A 22,158-nucleotide genomic window follows, 5' to 3' on the forward strand; every position below is an offset into this window, starting at 1 on the left:
TTAACTGGCTTTACATAAGTAAGCTTAGTATTACAATTCACTTCTGTAACCGCAAAAATAAACCCGACAGGTTTTTTGAACCTGGCGGGTTTGACTAACAAAACGTTGAGTTACAATTTACTGATATAACTTCCGTACATATCCTTAAACTGATGTCCTTGTGCAAAACGATCTTTGCTTAATTTTTTATATTCTACCAATCCCCACAAAATAAATTCTTTCATAAAATATTGGTCTTTTTTATCTAATTGTGGCTGATATTTTTTCAATAAAGTATCCAAAGGCGTTACTTCATCTAAAATTGCCTGATAATCCTTATCTGAAGCATCATCTAATAATTCGAAACCACTTTCAGCAAAGAACCATTCAATCAAATCTGAATATGGCGTTTTTTCTCCTGGTTTTTCTAATTTTTCAATCTTAGGCAAAAGCGTTGGGAATAAAGTTCTGATCGCAGATCCAATTAAATTTTGCGCTACTGCAGCCGCTCCCTCCTGCTCTCCTTCATATACCAATTCTACTTTTCCGGTTATTGCCGGAATAATTCCAATGAAATCAGACAAACGCAAAGTAGTTTTATCTACTCCTGCTTTTAGTGCGCGACGTTCTGCCGTACTCATTAAATTCTCGAAAGCCGTGATACTCATTCTAGCACTTACACCACTTTTATTGTCGATGTATTCGCTGTCACGAGCTTCAAAACTTATTTGTTCCAAGATATCTTTGGCTAAACTTGGCACATAAACTAATTTGTGTTGGGTTTCGTCTAACTTCGCTTCTTGTTCTGTAATTGTTCTGGCAATAGCAACACTTTCCGGATAATGTGTCAGGATTTGAGAACCAATTCTATCTTTTAACGGCGTAACAATACTTCCTCTATTGGTATAATCTTCAGGATTGGCCGTAAATATAAATTGCATATCAAGCGGCATTCTTAATTTAAATCCTCTAATCTGGATATCTCCTTCCTGCAAAATATTGAACAAAGCTACCTGAATTCTTGCCTGTAAATCTGGCAACTCATTAATAACGAAAATGCAGCGATTCGCTCTTGGGATCATCCCAAAGTGAATTACGCGATCATCAGCATATGATAATTTAAGATTTGCGGCTTTTATCGGGTCAACATCTCCAATTAAATCGGCTACGGTAACATCCGGTGTTGCTAGTTTTTCAGAGAAACGTTCGCTTCTGTGCAACCACGAAATTGGCGTTTCATCTCCTTTTTCATCAATTAGGTCTTTTGCAAAACGCGAAATTGGATTCAACGGATCATCATTGATTTCTGAACCTGCCACAAACGGAATGTATTCGTCTAACAATTCGACCATTTTACGCGCCAAACGTGTTTTTGCCTGACCACGAAGTCCTAATAAATTTATATTATGACGAGATAGAATAGCACGTTCTAATTCCGGGATTACAGTATTTTCGAAACCATGAACACCTTCAAAAACCGGTTTCCCTGATTTTATTTTCTCACGAAGATTATTTCGCAATTCGTCTTTGATACTTATGCTTTGATATCCTGCGGCTTTTAATTGTCCTAATGTGTTTATATTTTTTATTTCCATTTTTATTGAAATATGTATTTTGTTATTTATTGTTTTTGTGAAAAGAATTGTGTCTTCACTTTGAGGAGATACAGTGCTGTGCGCCTCTACGTATATTCGTTGTGCGCTTCGACTCCGCTCAGTGTGACAATTAGAAACCTTTTTCACTTTGCTTCTTTGAACCTCTGAACCTTTGTAACTTTGAACCTATTTAACGAACTCTCTTCTTCCTATTTGTTTCATAATCTTCAAAAATCATTTCTCCCAAACCTTTTAGTCCGGTGTAAAATGCTTTTCCCTGATTGGCTTCGGTAAATTGATTGACAAAACGCTGTAAATACGGATCGTTTGCAATCATAAATGTTGTAATTGGTATGTGTAACTTTCTAGCCTGCTGTGCTTGTGTGTAACATTTGTCTACGATGTATTCGTCAAGTCCGTTACTATTCATATAATACGAACCATCACGTTCGCGCACGCAACTTGGCTTTCCGTCAGTAATCATAAAAATTTGTTTATTGGTATTTCGCTTTCTTCGCAAAATATCCATTGCCAATTGCAAACCTGCAACTGTATTAGTATGATAAGGACCAACTTGTAAATACGGTAAATCTTTGATTGGAATTGTCCAGGCATCGTTTCCAAAAACCAAAATATCAAGTGTATCTTTTGGATAACGGGTTGTGATTAATTCGGCTAAAGCCATTGCTACTTTCTTGGCTGGCGTAATTCTGTCTTCACCATACAAAATCATACTATGGCTGATGTCGATCATCAAAACCGTACTCATCTGGGCTTTGTATTGCGTTTCTTCTACTACCAAATCATTTTCAGTCAGCATGAAACTTTCGACGCCATTATTAATTTGGGCATTTCGCAAACTTTCTGTCAGTGAAATTCGTTCTAAACCATCGCCAAAATTAAATTCGCGGAATTCTCCGGTATGCTCATCGCCATTTCCGGCATGTTTGGTTTTGTGATTTCCTGTTCCGGAACGCTTCAAATTTCCGAAAATCTGATCTAATGCTTGTTGTCGAATGGCGCGTTCTGTTTTAGCAGTGATTCCAAAACCACCTGTTCCATCCTCTTTAACCTCGTCTTTTATGTAACCTTTCTTTTTTAAATCTTCGATAAAATCATCGATTGTGTAGTTTTCATCAGTCAGTTTATATTCTTTGTCCAACTCCCGAAGCCAGTCTATAGCTTCATCAAAATCGCCCGAAGTATGGGTGATTAACTCTTTGAAAATGCCAAAAAGTTTTTCAAACGGAGACTGAAATGGGGCTTCGTACGTCTTAAAATAAAAACCTTTTTTAAATTCGTTTTTCATAATTCTAAAATTACGCTATTTTAGAATTATGAAAAAAGAAACGTTTACTAATTTTTAGTTAAAGTATTTCAATAAAATTAGCCGAAATTGGCAAGAAGTATATTAACTATTCAAACTTTCCATCGACATAATACCAAGCACCATTTTCGAATCTGAAGGTCGAAAATTCATAATGCACCTGAGGATGATTATTTGAATCAAGAAAATAAGCTTTGAATTCGACTGTGTTTTCAGTAGAACTCAAAATTTCCAGTTTTTGCCATTTATTGGCGGTTGCCCAATTTAGGATTTCTGTTTTTGAGTAATGCTTTCTTTCAGAAATATAAGTAGTTTCTAAAAGATAATCGGCATTATGAGTTGCATACGCCGAATACCTAGATCGCATTAAAGCTAAAGCCGTTGGTGCTTTTTGATTGTTTTCAAGATACAATTCGCAACAATCTTTAAACAATAAACCAGTATCGCAGAAACATTTATACTCCATCAACTTGCTCTTCGCCGTTAATCTTTACATGCAGCTGATTCAATAATACCTGATATCTGCTGATTTCTCTTAAATCTTCGTCTTCTTCTGCATGATCTAACATTTCGTCTAAAGTTTCATTTACTTCAAGTAATTTGTTGTTTGCTTCTCTATTATTTTTTGCAGCAATTAAATCAATAATTTCCTGTACGCTTGCTTTTAAATCTTCGAATTTCATATTTATGTGTGTTTTTTGTTTCAGGTTTCTTTTGTTTCAAGTTCTAGCAAAGTAACTTGAAACAAGGAAAATTTGAAACTTTTTTATTCTTCCTTTTTATCTTCGTTGAACTTTTTGATAATCTCTTTTAGTTTTTCCTTACGTGCAATTTCAGCCTGTTTTACTTTGTTTTGGGCTTTGTGCAATTTGTCATTGTGCTTTTTAATATTTCTTTCGTTGTTGCGTCCCATTATATTTCTCTTTTAATTTCGTCTAAAGTTTTCTCTGTGTAAATTAATTCGTTGATAATTTGCTTTCGAAAATCATCGATATCATCATAATCAAAATGTTTTGCCCATGATGTTAGTTGCTGCAAATTCCTGATTTGTTTAATGCGTTTCGTGGTTTCAAAACTGGTTCTCAGAATGGCTTTACTATTATATTTTGGATTCTTTTTATGCTGATAGGTTACTGCATTTTTATCAAAATCAGCTTCTATATAATAGAGCTTTTCTTCGGCATTATCAGGATAAAACTCATTCCATGCAGCAAAACCTATTTTAGTTTTTGATTCGGTTTCAGGTTCACGCGCTATCAAACGCCATTTACTGTTGGCTAATCTTCCCCAATGATTTGAAATGCGATACATTCCGGTTTCAGTGTAATAATAAGTACTTCCGGCTTTGCTTTCAAACTGTTTCTTTAAACCTTCGATTTCGCTTGAAAGCACTTCGTGAAAAACACAAAAGGTATTTTTGAACGAATTAGGATGTGGCTTGAAGTTTTTTTGCATGTGCAAATATACTCAGATTGACCAAAACTCCCTAAAACAAACATAAATTGATTAACTTTGTACCTTTAATTTTAAAATAAAAAAGTCATGTCTAAGGATTCACAAGAAAAAATGTTGCAAAAAGGAGTTTATACTGGCATCATGGAGAAAGATGAAAACAACAATTATTTTTGTGGTGAATATCTTTTAGATTATAAAATCGCACATGCTAATCATGCTATTGGCGATTTGATTACTATTAAATCTGTTATCGAAAATCCAAGCGATATTAGTTATGATAAATATCCAAAGAAATCAAAAAACTTCCATAAAGCGAATCAGAAACCTGAGGATAAGTAAAAATTTGTTTTTTTAGTTTAAGGTTTTCTTTGTTTCAGGTTTGAAATGAGAGTTTAACCGCTAAGAGCGCTAAGTTTTTCATTCTATTGTAGAATGTTTAAAAAATATAAAGTTCGCAAAGCTGGCTGAATACCTGGTTTTGCGAACTTTGCGTTTTAATAGAATTCATAAAAAAACTTTGCGTCTTTGCGTGATTAAATTTTAAGCATTGTTAAACTTAATTGAGAATTCACGCAAAGGCGCAAAGCTAGATTAACACAATCCCGATAGGTATCGGGCAATGTCATTAAGGAGGAATCTATTAAATTACTTAACAGTTTAATCAGAAAAGTAATTAGAAAATCCGTTTTTATCAGCGTTTTCGCTTTAGCGAATCAGTAAAATCAGCGTCTAATTTTGACGCGGATAAAACAGATTTACTTCGTAAAAACGCGGATAAAAACGGATTTGATTTGCAATATATTTTTTTTTAAAAGCGTAACTTAATAACATTGAGCTATTTGTATTGCACTTTGCGTTTCTATAAAATTGCTTGATAAAAAACTTTGTGTTCTCTGTGGTAAAAACAACCTCTTTCAAACTTTTGAAAACTAAACATTTTATGAAACCTAATGCCCTAGCCCCGATAGAAGTGAAAATCCTTTTGTGGCGGGGTTCGCCACAAAAGATTGGAACGTATAGCGGGAAATAGCTCCTCATTATAATTAAGCAAACAAGAAACCTACTTCTGCCCGTTCACAATGAATATTTTAGATATTTTTCGAATATTTTTTGCTTCAAAAGTAAAAAGTTAAAAAAAAGTGTACCTTTGCAAAAAATTTGTCTTTTGAACAATTAATTTCAATTTCAAACTAATAGACAAGTAGTTACCTTATTTATGAAAAAAATAGTTGAATACCGCAAGTTACTAAACGTAGACAAAACTGCAGAGTTAAAAGATTTAAAAACAATCTACCGTAATGCAATGAAAGAATCTCATCCTGATAAATTTCAAGGTGATGATGCTGGATTGAAAGATGCAGAAGAAAAAAGTAAAGCTATCATTGAAGCTTATCACTTTTTGGTAAGCATTAATCCTGAGACAATTAAAGCAAATTTACCTGAATATACTGAAACTATCGCAACTTCGGCAATTACTGATTATAAATTTGTTGAAGGTCGTTTGATTATCGATTTTTCTAACGGAAGTGTTTACGAATACATTAGTGTTCCTAAAGCAACTTACGTGAAAATGGTAAATGCTGATTCTCCTGGAAGATTCGCAAAAAGACACATTTTGAACTCTTTTACATGGAGAAAGAAAACTAATCAAGAATAGTTTTATACCAAAATATTTACAAAAGCACTCCCTAACAAGAGTGCTTTTTTTATGCACAAAAATCAAAAAATTATCTATTTAGATTCATAATAATAATATAATTAAGAGTTTAAAATGAAATTAAGCCCGCAAACACCCTGATTATATGCGAATTAAACCTGAAAAAACTATAACAAAATTTTAGGTTACAAAATTCTGTATGTTTTATAATTTTAGATACTTTTGTTGCACAAATCAATTAACTAATTAATTTTTTATAATGAAAAAAATACTTTTTTTACTAACCGCTTCTGTAGCGATTATTTCATGCAGCAAAGTTAAAGACGGAGAATACCTAATTACTGGAACTGCAACAGGAATTGAAAACGGAAAAACAATCATTCTTCAAGGTCAGGATCCTACTACTAAGATGGCAGTATCTCTTGATACAGTAAAAGTTGAAAACGGAAAATTCGAAATAAAAGGAAAAGTAACTGAACCAGCTTTCCATACTTTAATAGTACAAGGTGCAAACGGACCAGTTCCTTTTATATTAGAAACAGGAGAAATCACTATTGCAATTGACAAAGACAGTATTCATAAATCTAAAGTTTCTGGAACTTACAACAATGATGAGTACGTAAAATTCAACGAGGATTTGACTAAAACTCAAAAAAGTTTAATCGACTTCCAGAAAAAGAATACTCAAAAAATGCAACAAGCTCAACAAGCTCAGGATACAGCTACTGTTAATGGTTTGATGAAACAATACATGACTCTTCAAACTGAAGTACAAGCTAATTCTAAAAAGAAATATTTAGCTTACGCTGAAAGTCATCCTAAAGCTTACATCTCTGCTTTGATTATTCAAAGTATGATTTCTGATCCAAGCGCTGACATAAAAAAAACAGAAAGTTTATACAATGCTTTAGATGAGTCTGTAAAAAATACAACTCCTGGAAAAGAAATTAAAACAAAACTAGGTCAAGCAAAAATGCCTGCAGTTGGTGCGTCAGCAGCTCCTGTTGGTAGCCCTAACTGAAGATCAGATTTTTCAGCTCCTAATCCAGAAGGAAAAGTAGTTTCGCTTAAAGAAAGTTTAGGAAAAGTTACTATTGTTGATTTTTGGGCTTCATGGTGTGGACCATGCAGAAAGGAAAATCCGAATGTTGTAGCAATCTATAAAGAACTACACTCTAAAGGATTAAATATTATTGGTGTTTCTCTTGATAAAGAAGCAGCAGCATGGAAAGAAGCAATTGCTAAAGATGGTTTGACATGGACACAGGTTTCTAATCTGAAGTTTTGGGAAGAACCAATTGCAAAACAATATGGAGTAGAATCTATTCCGGCAACTTTTATTCTTGATGCATCAGGAAAAGTGGTTGCTCAAGACTTAAGAGGTCCTGAATTAAAAGCAAAAATCTTAGAGCTTTTAGCTAAATAATACCGATATTAAGAATACAACAAAAAATCTCCCTAGTGGAGATTTTTTTTGTTTTATTGAATACCATTGAATAAAAAAAATTTAAACTAAATTATGTCAGACAGATGTATGAACTTTTAGATATAACCTGTTTGCATTAACAAACCCAATTTTCTAATCGATTTAAAGATCGTTTTGTTTAAAATCATACTTTGTTCTGCTTTTAATTAAACAAAGCAGAATAAGCTTTAAAATGAGCTAGCATAAAAAAGCTTTTTATCAGGATCGCTTTTCTATCTAAAATTTTAAAAGATGTATTTTCTAAAATTTAGAAAACAGAAATATTTAGATAATTTTATTCTTAATTCATCAGGAAAAGTAATCGCTCATAGCCTAAAAAGTTTAAAATTAAAATCAGATACAGCATAAATACACCTACGAAAATTCCTATATTTAAAAACAAATCAAAAAAAAGTTTCGATTTGATATTTTTTATTTTATTCAATTTCAACGAATTAAAAAAATAACTTTAAAATTGCTTAAAATTAAGTTCCTTTTTTGTTTGTAAACATTAAAAACGTTCTTATATTTGCAACCGCTTAGCAAAACAAAGCGCATCAATACAAGCTTCGGGGAGATACTCAAGCGGCCAACGAGGGCAGACTGTAAATCTGCTGTGTGAACTTCGCAGGTTCGAATCCTGCTCTCCCCACGGAAAGGCCGAAAAGGCGGAAAACTTAAAGTTTTCAATCTTTTCAAAAAGCCACAAAAAATGTCTGAAGACCTGCAAATTCAACGATTTGCAGGTTTTTTTTATTTTAGGCCTGTTTTCAATATTTACAAATCCTCACAAAATTAAAGGTGCAGAATCGGTGCACTTTTCGGCGCGCTGAAAAGTGCACCAGAAATAGTAAAAATCCCTTATCACCATCCCACACAGACTTTTTATTATGAAAACGTAAAAATTTTCGCATTGCAGCTACAGAACAAAATACCTGATTGGAATAAACAGCAAAAACATAAAATTTATTTCACCAAAAAACTTGACAAGCAGGCTGTTCAAAGCATTTATGACGAAACCTATTCCAGCGGAGAAATCCTTAAACATATCAATCAATATCTGAAAACCTCTCATGCTGGGGAAAGTTCAAGTGGATTAGTCATTGATGCGCAACATGAGGTCTACAGCGTTGCACAAAACATCGAATTTATTGATCAGTTTGGTGCAGATCTAGTAAATAAGAACTATTTTAATACAGTAATAGAAATCGAGAAAAGAAGCTGGCCTCGCGACAATGCGACACCTCGATTTTATCTGTTTTGCGGTATTGCATATTTTCAGCGGGGAAATATTTACAAAGCTTTGGAACTGCTCAATGATGCAAAGAAGCGCTCAGATGAGTTTGACCGCCAAGGACAGGCCATAATTGAACATACTATTTTAAACGCAAGATATCTTCTCGACATGATAACCAAAGATGAATTTGATATTCAAATGGAAAAGATAAACAGTCTTGAAGATGCAGGTTCATTTTTTCAAATCGAAAAGGCCTTTGAAACGCTCTCATCAAACAGGACCAAGCCTGTCGGATCCATAGTGGAATTTTACGATTCAATGAAGAAAATTATTGAAAATGAAAAAAGCGCAATTGTACGCATAGTTGCATATAATAAAATTATGGATGCCGAGTCTGTAATTCTTTTCCATGATCTGGCGATGAACTTTGCTTATTTTATCGGCCGTGCAGAATACCCTTTTCAAAGCAGGGCATATCTGGAATGGCTTGACCTGGAAAAGAAATTTCTGGAACGACTTAATGGAATTGTGGCATATGCCAATAAATGCGGCTATCATATGGGGGTAGGCTACCTGACATTGACATCCATTAAATGGAACTATGAAAAAGCGCTTCACTACCACTATTTGGGCTGTTGGAACAAAAGGAATTTTGATCTGCTTGAACCAATTAATGAGAAGATGGTGCAGATGCTTGATAAACAATGCGGTTCGCTTGACCAGCTGGCCCAATTATACCAAGCAAATGAATACCTCGAAAACATGATTTCCTGTATGGTTCTAAAATTCCAGATCCAGCATTTTTCCAGAAAATATGAAGCCGCCAGCCAAACTAAAGAAAAAATATTGGAAGTCATTAGTTCATACGGTTTTCAGGGATTGAAAAAAGAATATGAGAACATATTTAATAATGGCACCACACATGAGAATTTTGTGGAAAAATATACCCTGCATATGAACATGATTCAAGATTCTGCGTTAGAAAATGGTATTGATTGCTACCGCAAGCTCAGCCAGAAGGAGGTTAATTATAAAACAGAATGGTCGATTAAGGACTTTATTGTACTTGACTTTTCTGTACTGCCTGATATGGATATGCAAAAGAATCAGAATAGTAATATCTAATAATTTTCATAGAAACTTTAGGTATAAATACCTATTGTGTGAGAGTCTGTATTCTTATATATTGTGAGTTTTAAAAATCCAGCTAAGATTTTTTTAAAATTAGAGAAATGAAATTTCAAACTTAAGTTTTTGAATGCAAAAATTTTGAAAACCATATTAAAATATTACAATGAGCATCAATCTTGAAGACATAGATTTTTACGAAGTATTATTAGATGAAGGCGGAATCTACTATGCCGAGATTTATCAATTAAATAAAGAATCCGTAAATGAATGGCTGCGTGAAAACTTACGTACATACGGTACATTCAATTCTTATGCAGATGTTACACCTCAAAAGGATGTAATTACTTATATGACTAAAAATGGTTACGAACATATAGATTCCCAATGTCATTATAGCGCTAAAAGGATAAATCAGATTGATCCAAATTATACATATGTTACTGGATTCGTATTCAGGGCGCAATACCCCTATCCAATTATCACCCATAGCTTTAATTTTAAAGACGGAAACGTTCTCGATTTTGCCAGATTTGAAGAAGAGTTCACTACAATTACAGACGACGAAACTCTGCCTCATCATTATTACGGCATTGAAATACCACATGAATTTGTTGAAAATTTTACACAAGAGTCAATAGAAGAAAAATCTATGAAACCTCTTTTATTTGAATGGTTAATAGCGAACAATATTCGGTAACAGGCTTAACAAAAAAAATCTTATATTGCTAACAGCTAATCCTAAATTAAATTAAATTAAATTGAAAACTGAGATTAAAGTATTAAAAGCTGGCCATGGTGATTGCATACTAATTAATACTTATAATGATAAACTTGAAAAATTCAATATTTTAATTGATGGAGGGACCGTAGAAACATTTGCCAACAGTTTAAAGAATGAATTAGAAAAAATTGACAAGATCAATCTTTTGGTTCTGACACATATAGATTCCGATCACATAGGAGGAATAAACAAATTCATCAAAAGTGATTTGTTTGATAATATTGAAATTGAAAAATTTTGGCTTAACTGTGCAAATTTAATCCGAATAGGATCTGGCGGTAAAATAAGTTATTCACAAGGCAAAACTCTTGAAGAAATTTTAATAAGTAAAAAAATTCCCGCTCAGAAATGGAATGAAAAAGTAGTATATAAAAATCAATATGATATCGATGGGGTACGATTTCAAATTCTTTCTCCAACTTCTGAAATATTGAATGAATTATTTAAAAAATGGCCCTTAATTTCAAATGTAGAAGACAGTAGTTTAACAAATCGAAAAATTAGTAGTAGTGAAGTATTTTCTTCGAAAAGTCTACCTGAAATTGCAAAAGAGGAATTTTCTGCTAAAAACTCAGTAAATAGTGATCTGTTTAACAGCTCGTCTATCGCTTTTATACTATCGACATTTGATTGTTCTTTTCTATTGCTAGGCGATGCGCGTGCGGAAGTAATTGTAAGCTCATTACTGGATTTAGGTCACAGCACTGATGAAAAATTAAAAGTTGATTATGTAAAAGTATCTCATCATGGAAGTAAAAACAATACGTCTTGCGACCTTTTGGATTTGATAGAATGCGATAACTTTATTATATCTACAAATGGCGGGAGTTCCAAAAATAAACATCCCGACAGGGAAACAATAGCAAGGATTATATATCATCCGAAAAGAGATCTTTTAAAGAAACGGCACATCTATTTTAATTATCCGATAAAAAAAATATTGGAAAGATGCGGAAAGATCTTCGAAGCGAAAGATTTTGAAAATGGGAACTGGGAAATTCACGAATTATAGAAAAACATGCCAAAAACATTACTTGAGAAATGCTGCGCAAGAACTCACATTGAAAATAATTCCAATGTGAAAGAAAATCAAGGAAGCGGAGTTTTAATAAAAGACGATAATAAATTTTATCTCTTAACTGCTGAGCATTGTATTTATGGAAAAGATGACGAATTTAAAGATATATCACCCGATAAAGTTTGGGTAGAAGTGCAGGACAGCTTCGAGAGTGATTTTCGAAGGGTTCTTGTTAAGTCCATAATTGATGTAAATAAAAATGATGACTGGGTATTGCTCGAACTTGAAAACCCAAATCTGGATTGTGATTATTTGCGCATAAATAAAGGGCATAGCTTTATTAATGATGATGAGGTATGGTTTATTGGTTATCAAAGTAAGATGAACGACAGGTTTAGAAAATTTGATGCGATAATCAATCATATAGCAAAAGAGAAAAACAGTTTTGTAATTACAAGAAAAACCGGTTCTTTTCAGCATCCGACAGAGGAAGCAGCTGATATTGCCCAAGGACTATCAGGCAGCGGTGTATTTATTATTAGAGGAAATAGTATTCATTTAATTGGTCATATAAAAAGTGTCGTCGGGGACATTGCATTGGAAAACGATCTTAATTGCTGCCCTATTAGTTGTTTAGATAAAATTCTAAAAGATTCTTTTGTTGATTTAAGCAGTATCGATGAGATAGAAAAATGGGAAAAAGAATCTGAAAATATTATTACAAACCAAGACATCGAAAATTGGAAAAATGACAAGGTCGATGATTTTGATAATATTTTACGAAAGCATTTAGTGCTACACCCAGATGAAAAAGCAAAAAAAATTACACACAGCAGGATTATTGAGTTTTTGAGTCTAAAACATAAAATTGATAAAATGCGAATAGAAAATAGCAAGCCAATTGAGCAATTTGAAAAGTCTGCAAGTATATTTGAAAACCGGGTAAAAGAATATTATACAAGAGATGCAGACAGAAATGAAGCTAAAAATTTGTCTATTGAACTTGAGGATGATTTCTCAAAGTTTATTAAAGATATTTATAAGGATGATTCGAATGTTATTAATACAGAACTGGCAAGACATAAAATTACTGAATGGTTTATGAATTGTTCTTTTGACTTTAGAGAATAATTTATGGAGCAAAAAATAAACACAGAATTAGATACTAAACCAATACCTGTACCGATAATCTATCAACCGATTTATAAATTGATATTATTACTGGCAATATTAAAGTATGGCACGGCAAAACCTTATAACTCAATATTTTTAAAGATCCATCTCTATATGTGGGGATTGCGATCCGTAGAAAATCTTGAAGTTTTAAAAGATTTAAAAAAAGGCATTAGAAATAGTATTTCTCCATGGACATTTGAGCCAGGATTGGAGAAAACAATTACATTGGCTATTATAAATGATCTTTGTACAAGGGAAGTAAAGAGTAATGAGTTAAAAATACAATTGACTCCTCTTGGTGAATCTTTTATTCTGAAAATAGAAAAATCAAAACATTTTATAGAAGATTTTCAAAAGATAAAATCAATTGGAATAATTCCTCAAAATGTTATTCAGTCCGCTAATCACAATTGGAAAATAAATTTATAATATGTTTCAAATAAACAGACTTAGATTAGAAATTAAGACCACTGATATTAATCCTGATGATATTTACGGATTCGATATTCCTTTTTCAGCAGGGCTGAACATCATTGCAGGTGAAAATACACGAGGAAAAACTACCATAAGTTCGAGTATTTTTTATGCATTAGGAATGGAGGAACTATTAGGAGGAATGAACGATAAAGCCTTAGGTAAAGCACTAAAATCTCATTTCGACACCTTTGATCAAACTATTAATGACTGGAGAAACCATACTATCTTTTCATCAAAAATTTATATCGAAATCACTAACGACTTGGGGCAAATTTTTACTTTAAGAAGGATTATAAAATCTGGCGATCCGGACCCGAAAATCAATCAGGCGAAAACAAAAAAAATTAATGTTTATGAGTCTCGTCTCGATAAATTATCCAAAGATGCAAAACATTACCCTCTTTTTTTAAGAGCAGACAACAATAACGAAGATGATTACGGTTTTTATTTTTGGTTCGCCAGAACAATAGGAATCGAGTTACCTGTTGTAACCAATTCAAACAATAAAGAGGGTTTCAGTCCTTTATATCTCCAAATAATTTTCTCTGCTTTATTTATAGAGCAAACACGTGGCTGGTCGGGTTTCCTAGCAAATATCCCTTTCTTCGGTGTACCTCTAAGTAAAGAAAAGACAGTTGCTTTCTTATTGGATCTAAAGGAACTGTATGTTAATTCAGAAATTGAAAGATTGAATCTGGTTGGCAAAGAACTTGAAGAGGAATGGAAAACAATTTTTAATAAAATTGAAGTTTTATCTGCGGAATATAATTTACATGTAATCAATGTGTCTCCAACAATATTGTCTGATAAAGCTGAGCTCGATTTTAGTTCTTTACAAGTCTATGATGAAAATCGTGAAAATGTAACCTCTATAACAAATTTAATTGATTCAACTAACTTAGAAATAATTGCTTCAAATCAAATACCTATAAAAAAAGTTGGGGAAAATAAAATTGTATTACGGGAGAAACTTGAAAAATTATATAGTGACCAGATAGAATTCAGTAAGAAATTTGAAAATTTTGATATTAAACTGAATCTTCAGAAGAAGCAAAAAAATGATATTGCGCAGCAGCTTGATACAGTAAGCGCTGAACTATCAAAAAACAAAGGTGTTCAAAATATAATCGAGGAAGCAGTTGTCGAAAACATCTATGACAATTGCCCGAAATGTAATCAAAAAGTATCTAAAGATTTGATGTTCAATGGTGAAGTTGAAATTAGTAGATTGACTCTGACTGAAAATATTGCTTATTTATCAGGCCAGCAACGAATAATTAAAAGCTCATTAAATTCCTTAATTCAGGTTATAGAGGAAAAAAATATTATGCGTAAATATTTTTTGAAAAAACAAAGAGATTTTGAAGAAGAAATTAAATTAGTGCTTCAGGAATTAATAACGGATGATAGGGATTACTCTGTTACTGAAACCTTAAAGAAAGTAAGATTAGAGAATAAAATTAATGAGTTGAAATATTTAAATGAAAAATTCAACGAAAATATAAGACTTCTTCAACAATTAGCAGACCAATATCAAGTGCTCTTGGTATCGAAAGAAGAAGCGAAAGAAAGCTTTCAGGATGATGAAGTTATTCTTAATAAATTTGAATCTTTTTTTAAAGAAAAACTTTTATTCAAACTTGGATATGAAAGTAACGGTCCATACAATATATATATTCAAAAGCAATCTCCTTTTAAATATTTCCCAGTTTATAAAAACTCACCCGAAGATAGTTTTGCCCAGCCAATTAAAGCAAACTCATCTGCATCTGATGTTGTGCGAACTATTTGGGCCTATACAATTGCCTTGCTGATTGGTAAAAATAATCCTGGTGTTATACTATTTGACGAACCTGGACAACATAAAATGAGCAGTGACAGTTTACGAAAATTATTCGAAATATGTGCTAAGATCAAAAAGCATCAGATCATCATTTTTACTTCAGTAGATACAGTGTTAACAAATAAGGTAGGACGAGAAGAAAAGTTGGATTTGGATAATTTATTGACTAATCTAACTCTAGTAAAGGATTATAATTTGTATAAAATTAAGAAAGGAAGTAAAAGTATTAACTTAATCAATAGCATTTAAATATAGTATTTATTTTAAATTAAGCATGAAAGCATTTTATAAATAGATTGACTATACAGTATTAATAGACTTTTTCGTTTTTTAATACTTATAAAAGTACAAGTATAAGAAAAAGACCTTTTTGGACATATAATATATACAAAATAATTATATTTTAATTCAGGTGCAGAATCGGTGCACCTAGATTCAAAATACAATTTAAAACACTATAAAACAGACACTTGAAACGTTAAGTTCGAAACATTACTACTTATGATTGTTTATCTGGGAAATGAAGGTGCTCCAGAAAATGGAAAAATAGCTAAAAGAGTACCATAAGGAGAAAATTAACGGTTAGCACTGCAATGCGCCAGCTCTTGTATAGTGATACAGGCTTGATATTGTATTGAAAAATCACTGGCATCCTTAGTTCTGCGAAAACTGTATATAAACTAATGCCCCAGCGGCTGCTGTCATAATTATTAATGCCGCAAAACCGATACTGTTTGTAATCCATCCATTGACATTGGAGCCCATTATTTTTTTATTATTTGCTATGTGCAGGATCATCGCAATCAGCACCGGGGCGGTCAGACCGTAGAGAACAGCCGTATAAATCAATGACTCAATGGGAGTAATTCCCATATAGTTCAAAGATAAACCAAGAAGCAGTGAAACGGCTATTATAACGTAAAATGCTTTTGCTTCATGAAACTTTTTTCCAAGTCCCTGCTCCCAGCCGAATGTTTCAGTAATGATATAGGAAATAGAACCGCTCAGTACAGGAATTGCGATAAGCCCTGTTCCTATTACCCCTGCTGCAAAAAGAAGATAAGCCAGGTTTCCGGCTAATGGCTTTAGCGCCAGGGCGGCCTGCTCAACGGTATCAATCTGATTGATGCCGCTTTTAAACAAAACAGTACCTGCCGTTAGAATGATAAAGTACATCACAAAACCTGAAACTGCCATTCCAAAATCGATATCCTTATTCATCTGACGGATCAGCTTTTTGTTTACAATCAGGTGCCTGGCCGTGCTTTCTTCAACTTCCACCGATGCCTGCCAGAAGAAAAGATAGGGGGAAATAGTAGTGCCGAGTATGCCTACTATAATGGCCAGAAACTTCCTGTCCAGCTTAATTTCGGGAATAAATGTAGCTTTGAGGATTTCAATAAAATCCTGCCTGTAGAAAAACGGGACAATAAAATATACCAGCATCACAATGCAGAGGTACTTTAAAACCGAAGCAATTCTCTGATAAGGCAGATAGATCATCAGTACTAAAAGAATTATTGTAAAGAGGACACTGAAATAACCGGCATCAACAGCGGGAAACAATAGATTTCCCACAGCTCCCATTGCTGCAATGTCTGCCCCTATGTTCATTATAATAGCAGGAAAGCTGAAAACCAGCATCAGGTACAATACAGCTCTGGGATAATGTTTTTTTAGGGTTCCTGTAAGGCCATGGGATGTGACCAGACCAATTCTGGCGCACATCTGCTGAATGGCAGCCATCAGGGGAAATGCAATAAGGGCCGTCCATAATGTGGAAAGCCCGTATGCAGCGCCTGCCTGTGTATAGGTAGCTATGCCTGAGGGGTCATCATCGCTTGCCCCTGTGACAAGTCCGGGCCCGAGCTTTTTCCAGCCCTCAAGAAAAACAGCTGCAACTCTTTTATTTTTTTTCATTTTTTCATTCGTTTTTCAATGGCCGGCAGAATCACAACTAATAAAAGTAGAAACGCAGCGGCAATATTTGTCATTACCAATACCTCAGAATAAACATCCTGATTCACAAAACAATATAAGTTTATCATCAAACATGAAAAACTAATGAAAACGGCCAGTATTTTTATTGTTCTATTTTTCATTCTTCGATTTTGAATATAGGATTTCTGTAGATAAATAAGGCGGTTTATATCTGATGCGCAGCAGGCCCTTAAAAAATATTTTAAGTAAAATTCAAACAATATAATTTTAGAACCTATGACCCTTGTCACTATTTTTATGGATAAAAATCACAGCTTTATGCGCGGAGAACTTTTTGTGCCCTGATTTTTGGTTATTTCCAATCCAGGGTTTCACGTTTTTGCGAAAGAATAACTTTGTGGAAGAATTGTGGCATATAGTATTTAAAAAAAACGAGAATTGAGTATTTATTAGAAGAACAACAATTGGGTCTGAATATGCAGTTCTCCAATACAAAATAGGGCTCTCCGGCAGCCCTAGCCCCGATTGCTTCGCCAGTTCGCTTCGCTCGTGTGCAGTGAAATCTTTTTGTACCGGGTTTCGGCACAAAAGATTGCAACGGATAGCGGGAAGAGCTTCTAAAAAATAATATTAAACCTAAAAATTAATATTAAATAGAATTGACAATGCCGGCCATCGCAAAAAAATATACGCTCAAAGAGCCTTGGAGCAGCATTAAAAATTATCCAGCAGACCTTTCTGCCCCTATTTTGCCGTTCTCTGATAGTAAGGTTTCTAATTGCAACAGCAACAAGAAGTAATTAAAATCAGCTTTGGGAATGATGAAAATCATTTTCTAATACTCCAATTAAACGTACCTTTATCAAGTAAGCGGCATTTCGTGGAAAGCTCCCGGTATGCTGGAACTCAAAAACAAACTGCAGGCAGCACTGGATCAATAACCTTAAAAACCAATTATGGAAAAAGTAAATATGGACAGTCTGGTCATTGTTATGGCCCAATTGGAAAAACAAGGATTTACATCCCAATTCGAGGTTCATCACAAGAGCCTGATATCAATTAAAACCAATAATCATTATAGTGCCGATCAGCTAAAAATAACACATTTTTATCGTTTTGAAGGTGAATCCGATCCTGAGCACAGCGCCATCATGTACGCAGTTCAAACCTTTGATAAAGAAAAAGCAACCCTTGTGGATGGTTTTGGAATAGCTGCGGATACTGCAACTGCAGATTTCATACGCAGGGTAAATAACATTGATAAATAATAAAACCATGCCAGCACAGATAAAAAAATCAACCTTGCCTCTTTATATCATTTTTGTAATATCAGCGGGCATCATATTACTGAACAGATACACCCCCTTTCATATTAATGATTACAGGGTGCATTTTTTCTTTCTCTTCTTTGCGGTATCCTCACTGGTAATCCTCATTGGCCAATTCTTTAAAAAATTACAGAGCATCTGGTCCATAATTTTAGTTTTTACAGGCATTGGAATATTATGCGCACTAAAGGCCTTTTTTTCGTGGGGCGGAGACTGGAAGACACAAACTGTACTTTACAGAAACATAGAAAATAAAAGCCAGACTATCAACTATCAGCTCCGGGGGGACCGATTCGCATTTGGATATAAAAAACGGGTTGTCAGTATCTGCCACTTAGCCCCTTTTATGGAATGGATCACCGATATCGACACGCTTTATTTAGACAAATCAAAATGGGAAAAATTAAATCTGCAGGTCAATGAAATGAAACTCAGATAGAGAAATCTTAACCTAAAACTATTGCGATGGAATTTATAGATTATTATACAACTCTCGAGGTGCCTAAAACCGCCGGACAGGGCGACATCAGGAAAGCCTGCAGAAAACCGGCCAGAAATACTTTCCATACAAAAGTAAAGCGCAAAGTGCCTCTCGGAACACAAAGCGGAACCAGGATAAAATTAAAAGGCAAAAGACTTTCCTGTTTATAAAAATGAAGGTCATTTTGGAGATTTATACATTGCTTACATTCTCAAAATACCTGTAGAGCTTAGAGGTAAAGAAAAAGAACTTTTTCTTGAACTTTCCCATTTACGCAAGTATGAACAAGCAGAATAATTATTGAAGTTTAAAAGTAAATACCATGAAAAAAATACTCGTTGCCACAGACTTTTCCAATATCTCAAAAGCAGGGATTCGATTTGCTATCCAGTTTGCTTCCCAGACAGCTTGTGAACTCATATTCTATAGCGTAAATACAAAAGAGCTCAGCGATAATATAGAAAACCACTATAAAAAAACCACGCAGGATTATAAACTTAAAAAATTCATACTCTCCATTTATAAAACCACTAAAAAACAGGCTGATAAGGCAGAATTCGTGACCGAGAACCAGACTCACGTGGCTAAGTCCATTATTGCTTTTGCTCAAAAACACAAAGTAGATTACATCTGTATCAATACATCAGGCCCTGGGATTTTTAATCAGCTGATTGGAACTACGGCTTCACAATTAATTACTGCTTCCCCTATTGCACTTCTGATTGTACCATATAACTATCGCAGAAGGCCTCTAAATCATTTATTATATGCCTCAGATCTTGCGAAAATTGGTATTGAACTTCCATTAGTAAAGAAATTCGCAGTTCTATTTGACGCCGATATTTCAGTTTATCATTACAGTGAACTGCTTGATCAGGGCAATTTTAAGAACGATTTTAATACAATAGCCAGCAACTACCAATCCGATAGGGTATCATTTAACTTTAAAAAATTAAATATCGAATTTTCTTTACTGAATCATTTACAAGTGGATATGCGAAAAATAAAACCCTCAATGATTGTCATGTTTACCAAACAAAACCGTGACTGGTTTGAACGTCACTTTGCATCGAGTAAAACTAAGGAGTTTGGTTTTGATACCAATACTCCAATACTTGTTTTCAGGAAATAAACGGAGCAATGAAAACCACAATTAAACAAAAATGACTCAAAACAAATTCCATACGAACGGTTTAACCACTGCACAAGTACTACTTGCATCGAGGAAAGAATATGGGCAAAGTATTGCGTCCTGTAAAAAACAAACTGGTATACCACTGCTATGCTGCACATGATCTGTTGAATTTTTATAATTTGAAACAATGCATATGCTTGTAAGGGGAAATCATAGTCCCTTTAGATACTTTAAATGAATCACTTAACCTTCACTTCTTTATAAATTTCAATCCTGCCTATAACATCGAAATCCAAAGTATAATCAACAGTTGCTTGGTAATTTTCATCTGTCAGTACAATCATCATGGCATGATAAATAGGTTTATCTAAATTCAAAATTGATTTTTTTGATAAAACAAGATATAAGGGTAATGAAGTTTTCGATAACTCATTAACTCTTAATATATCAAAGCCTTCCCTTTTAGTATCTTCAAGAAATTGATTACCCGGAAAATTTATCGGGTTTTTATCTATAAAGGACTTGAGCTGATCGAGTTCTGCCTTATTAAAAGAAAGCCCCTGGATATGTAAAGCGCTAAACTTATCAAGTCGAAACCATTTAATGTTTACAACCAGCTTTTTAAAATCCAGATTGTATTTAAAATAGGCCAGCTGGGTGTTTAGTGTATACATGGATGATATCCCGATTAAATTATTATTGAATAAATTTGTTTCATGCATTGAATTCTAATGTGATAAATATTGCATATAATTTAAGTAGTGACCAGGTGAATTTAAAGAGTCGCAAGTCACAATAATGGTAATTTTACAATGCTAAATTAGTATGAATTAGACTAAAAAAAAATCATACTGGAAAAAATTTAGAATCATTCTGACAGCAGGTGGTACTTTACACACAAATCACCGCATTTTTTCATTAACCATCGGCTTGAGTACAGATTTAAGACAGAGGGCACTTACAGGATTTCACGCTATTTTAACTGGTTTAATGCTTTTTCCAGCTTAAATTTCTCCTGAATATAATCTTCTTTTAATGAGTCTAGTGTAGGCTGTAGGGCTGGATCATATATCATTGATGCCTGAGATTTTAGATGAATCTTCAATTCATCTTGATTTGAACCTGTCTAATCCTTTTGCTGGCAGCAATAAAAAAGGAAACGAGAACCGCTATACTGATCTTTATTTTCATATGATTAATTTTTTAATTTTTTCCTGTGATTGTTTTTGTTGAAAAATGCTACTGCAAAAAAAACTTGACTGCTGTACAGGATATTATTTTATGATCAAAATTGAAAAAAAAAGAAGCTGGGGAAAATGATTTTTATCAATTTAATATTTGACATACAACATATTAAATATTCAGACCTGATGTAGTTTTAAAAGATAGAATAGACCATTAATTAGATTTTTCTATTATTATTCTTATAATTTCATCTTTGGAAAGTACACCCGACTGGCGCCAAAGCTGTTTGCCGTTTTGAAACAGCATCATTGTGGGAACACCTTTAATTTGATAGGATGCAGCTATATCTTGATTTTTATCTACGTCAATTTTAATAATGGAGATACGTTCTCCCAAGTTATCCTTTACCTGTTTCAAAACAGGACTAAGCATTTGACAGGGACCGCACCAGATAGCATAAAAATCAATTAAGACTGGTTTTTCAGCATTGATTATCTTGTGGAAAGCGTTCATAAATAATTATTTTTTAAGGGTATTAAAGTCAAATAAAGCATATAAAGGACAAAACCGTACCAAACCGGTCAAAACAAGCAACACGGCAGCAGCTAAAATTACTATCCCATAAAAGCCTGAAATAGTACCCGTAAAATATAAAATAGCAATCACAACAGCGAATGCTACTCGAATCTTTGTATCTAAAATTCCCATGTTTTTTTTCATAATTGCTTTATTTAAAATAATAATCAACCAAAGGTATATTATGGGCTTTTAATAAAAAATGACAATTGTCACAAATAACATTTACAGAAATATATGCTTCGGATTTTAAAAACTTGTTACTGACCGCGTTTATTCCAGATCATCTGTATCCATAGAGCCAATTAGCAAGAGTCTTAAATTACATTAGTACCGTTGGCGGGCTATCAAAATTTAAACTTACTATCTTT

General features: G+C 33.5%; 24 protein-coding genes, 1 tRNA gene and 1 pseudogene. 15 read left to right on the forward strand and 11 right to left on the reverse strand.

Features of this window, described 5'->3' with window-relative positions; genetic code table 11:
• Window positions 1-110: 110 nt before the first annotated feature.
• The 6 genes from ACQKCJ_RS13390 to ACQKCJ_RS13415 form a co-directional block, all read right to left on the reverse strand.
• The gene (locus tag ACQKCJ_RS13390; protein WP_427402165.1) at window positions 111-1,574 is read right to left on the reverse strand and encodes a magnesium chelatase; all 1,464 of its coding nucleotides are present in this window, start codon (window positions 1,572-1,574) and stop codon (window positions 111-113) included.
• A gap of 190 nt (window positions 1,575-1,764) precedes the next feature.
• Complete coding sequence (locus tag ACQKCJ_RS13395) at window positions 1,765-2,883, reverse strand: vWA domain-containing protein (RefSeq protein WP_131426799.1); 1,119 nt, start codon at window positions 2,881-2,883, stop codon at window positions 1,765-1,767.
• Window positions 2,884-2,989: 106 nt separating this feature from the next.
• On the reverse strand, window positions 2,990-3,367 hold the full coding sequence (locus tag ACQKCJ_RS13400; RefSeq protein ID WP_271338440.1) for a YchJ family protein: 378 nt from the start codon (window positions 3,365-3,367) through the stop codon (window positions 2,990-2,992).
• Window positions 3,357-3,584 carry a hypothetical protein gene (locus ACQKCJ_RS13405; RefSeq protein ID WP_271338439.1) on the reverse strand — a complete coding sequence of 76 codons (228 nt, stop codon included), beginning with the start codon at window positions 3,582-3,584 and terminating at the stop codon, window positions 3,357-3,359. The genes ACQKCJ_RS13400 and ACQKCJ_RS13405 overlap by 11 nt, the downstream gene beginning before the upstream one ends.
• An 83-nt stretch (window positions 3,585-3,667) precedes the next feature.
• Window positions 3,668-3,814, reverse strand: a complete 147-nt coding sequence (locus ACQKCJ_RS13410) for a hypothetical protein (RefSeq protein ID WP_089075917.1) — start codon at window positions 3,812-3,814, stop codon at window positions 3,668-3,670.
• Window positions 3,814-4,356, reverse strand: coding sequence for a hypothetical protein (locus ACQKCJ_RS13415; protein WP_427402166.1), 543 nt, complete (start codon window positions 4,354-4,356; stop codon window positions 3,814-3,816). Before ACQKCJ_RS13415 ends, ACQKCJ_RS13410 begins: the two co-directional genes overlap by 1 nt.
• A gap of 87 nt (window positions 4,357-4,443) precedes the next feature.
• On the opposite strand from ACQKCJ_RS13415, the gene ACQKCJ_RS13420 reads away from it, so the two are divergent.
• The 11 genes and pseudogenes from ACQKCJ_RS13420 to ACQKCJ_RS13470 all read left to right on the forward strand — a co-directional run bounded on the left by ACQKCJ_RS13420 (window position 4,444) and on the right by ACQKCJ_RS13470 (window position 15,390).
• The gene (locus tag ACQKCJ_RS13420) at window positions 4,444-4,695 is read left to right on the forward strand and encodes a hypothetical protein (protein WP_271338437.1); all 252 of its coding nucleotides are present in this window, start codon (window positions 4,444-4,446) and stop codon (window positions 4,693-4,695) included.
• 877 nt (window positions 4,696-5,572) lie between these two features.
• Window positions 5,573-6,013 carry a KTSC domain-containing protein gene (locus ACQKCJ_RS13425; protein WP_271338436.1) on the forward strand — a complete coding sequence of 147 codons (441 nt, stop codon included), beginning with the start codon at window positions 5,573-5,575 and terminating at the stop codon, window positions 6,011-6,013.
• A 259-nt stretch (window positions 6,014-6,272) separates the two neighbouring features.
• Window positions 6,273-7,034 carry a DUF4369 domain-containing protein gene (locus ACQKCJ_RS13430; RefSeq protein WP_271338435.1) on the forward strand — a complete coding sequence of 254 codons (762 nt, stop codon included), beginning with the start codon at window positions 6,273-6,275 and terminating at the stop codon, window positions 7,032-7,034.
• Between the two features lie 18 nt (window positions 7,035-7,052).
• Window positions 7,053-7,439: pseudogene (locus tag ACQKCJ_RS13435) on the forward strand (peroxiredoxin family protein); the annotation flags it as partial.
• Window positions 7,440-8,049: 610 nt separating this feature from the next.
• Window positions 8,050-8,130: transfer RNA gene (locus tag ACQKCJ_RS13440), tRNA-Tyr, on the forward strand.
• A gap of 261 nt (window positions 8,131-8,391) precedes the next feature.
• Window positions 8,392-9,840 (forward strand): hypothetical protein, encoded by a 1,449-nt coding sequence (locus ACQKCJ_RS13445; protein ID WP_427402167.1) that lies wholly within the window; start codon window positions 8,392-8,394, stop codon window positions 9,838-9,840.
• Between the two features lie 169 nt (window positions 9,841-10,009).
• On the forward strand, window positions 10,010-10,543 hold the full coding sequence (locus ACQKCJ_RS13450; RefSeq protein WP_427402168.1) for a hypothetical protein: 534 nt from the start codon (window positions 10,010-10,012) through the stop codon (window positions 10,541-10,543).
• 61 nt (window positions 10,544-10,604) lie between these two features.
• Complete coding sequence (locus ACQKCJ_RS13455) at window positions 10,605-11,639, forward strand: ComEC/Rec2 family competence protein (RefSeq protein ID WP_427402169.1); 1,035 nt, start codon at window positions 10,605-10,607, stop codon at window positions 11,637-11,639.
• Window positions 11,640-11,645: 6 nt separating this feature from the next.
• On the forward strand, window positions 11,646-12,776 hold the full coding sequence (locus ACQKCJ_RS13460; RefSeq protein WP_427402170.1) for a trypsin-like peptidase domain-containing protein: 1,131 nt from the start codon (window positions 11,646-11,648) through the stop codon (window positions 12,774-12,776).
• Between the two features lie 3 nt (window positions 12,777-12,779).
• Window positions 12,780-13,250: a hypothetical protein gene (locus ACQKCJ_RS13465; protein ID WP_427402171.1), complete on the forward strand. Its 471-nt coding sequence runs from the start codon at window positions 12,780-12,782 to the stop codon at window positions 13,248-13,250.
• 1 nt (window position 13,251) lies between these two features.
• A complete protein-coding gene (locus ACQKCJ_RS13470; protein WP_427402172.1) occupies window positions 13,252-15,390 on the forward strand; it encodes a hypothetical protein in 2,139 nt (712 codons plus the stop codon).
• A 405-nt stretch (window positions 15,391-15,795) separates the two neighbouring features.
• Here the strand turns inward: ACQKCJ_RS13470 and ACQKCJ_RS13475 are convergent, their stop codons facing one another.
• Window positions 15,796-17,061, reverse strand: coding sequence for an NRAMP family divalent metal transporter (locus tag ACQKCJ_RS13475; protein ID WP_427402173.1), 1,266 nt, complete (start codon window positions 17,059-17,061; stop codon window positions 15,796-15,798).
• Complete coding sequence (locus ACQKCJ_RS13480; RefSeq protein ID WP_427402174.1) at window positions 17,058-17,243, reverse strand: hypothetical protein; 186 nt, start codon at window positions 17,241-17,243, stop codon at window positions 17,058-17,060. Before ACQKCJ_RS13480 ends, ACQKCJ_RS13475 begins: the two co-directional genes overlap by 4 nt.
• A gap of 795 nt (window positions 17,244-18,038) precedes the next feature.
• Between ACQKCJ_RS13480 and ACQKCJ_RS13485 the strand changes: the two genes are divergently transcribed.
• From ACQKCJ_RS13485 to ACQKCJ_RS13500, 4 genes are all read left to right on the forward strand, one after another.
• Entirely contained in the window at window positions 18,039-18,350 is a 312-nt protein-coding gene (locus ACQKCJ_RS13485) for a hypothetical protein (protein WP_427402175.1), read from the forward strand.
• Between the two features lie 7 nt (window positions 18,351-18,357).
• Entirely contained in the window at window positions 18,358-18,849 is a 492-nt protein-coding gene (locus tag ACQKCJ_RS13490) for a hypothetical protein (protein WP_427402176.1), read from the forward strand.
• Window positions 18,850-18,875: 26 nt separating this feature from the next.
• Complete coding sequence (locus ACQKCJ_RS13495; protein ID WP_371922986.1) at window positions 18,876-19,061, forward strand: hypothetical protein; 186 nt, start codon at window positions 18,876-18,878, stop codon at window positions 19,059-19,061.
• 152 nt (window positions 19,062-19,213) lie between these two features.
• Window positions 19,214-20,023 carry a universal stress protein gene (locus ACQKCJ_RS13500; RefSeq protein WP_427402177.1) on the forward strand — a complete coding sequence of 270 codons (810 nt, stop codon included), beginning with the start codon at window positions 19,214-19,216 and terminating at the stop codon, window positions 20,021-20,023.
• A gap of 242 nt (window positions 20,024-20,265) precedes the next feature.
• On the opposite strand, the gene ACQKCJ_RS13505 is transcribed toward ACQKCJ_RS13500, so the two are convergent.
• The 3 genes from ACQKCJ_RS13505 to ACQKCJ_RS13515 all read right to left on the reverse strand — a co-directional run bounded on the left by ACQKCJ_RS13505 (window position 20,266) and on the right by ACQKCJ_RS13515 (window position 21,931).
• Window positions 20,266-20,700 (reverse strand): hypothetical protein, encoded by a 435-nt coding sequence (locus ACQKCJ_RS13505; protein WP_427402178.1) that lies wholly within the window; start codon window positions 20,698-20,700, stop codon window positions 20,266-20,268.
• Between the two features lie 724 nt (window positions 20,701-21,424).
• On the reverse strand, window positions 21,425-21,724 hold the full coding sequence (gene trxA, locus ACQKCJ_RS13510) for a thioredoxin (protein ID WP_427402179.1): 300 nt from the start codon (window positions 21,722-21,724) through the stop codon (window positions 21,425-21,427).
• Between the two features lie 6 nt (window positions 21,725-21,730).
• Window positions 21,731-21,931, reverse strand: coding sequence for a YgaP family membrane protein (locus ACQKCJ_RS13515; protein WP_427402180.1), 201 nt, complete (start codon window positions 21,929-21,931; stop codon window positions 21,731-21,733).
• Between the last annotated feature and the right edge of the window lie 227 nt (window positions 21,932-22,158).

The sequence above is a fragment of the Flavobacterium sp. NPDC079362 genome (assembly GCF_050267765.1).
GTDB classification, from domain to species: Bacteria; Bacteroidota; Bacteroidia; order Flavobacteriales; family Flavobacteriaceae; genus Flavobacterium; species Flavobacterium azizsancarii.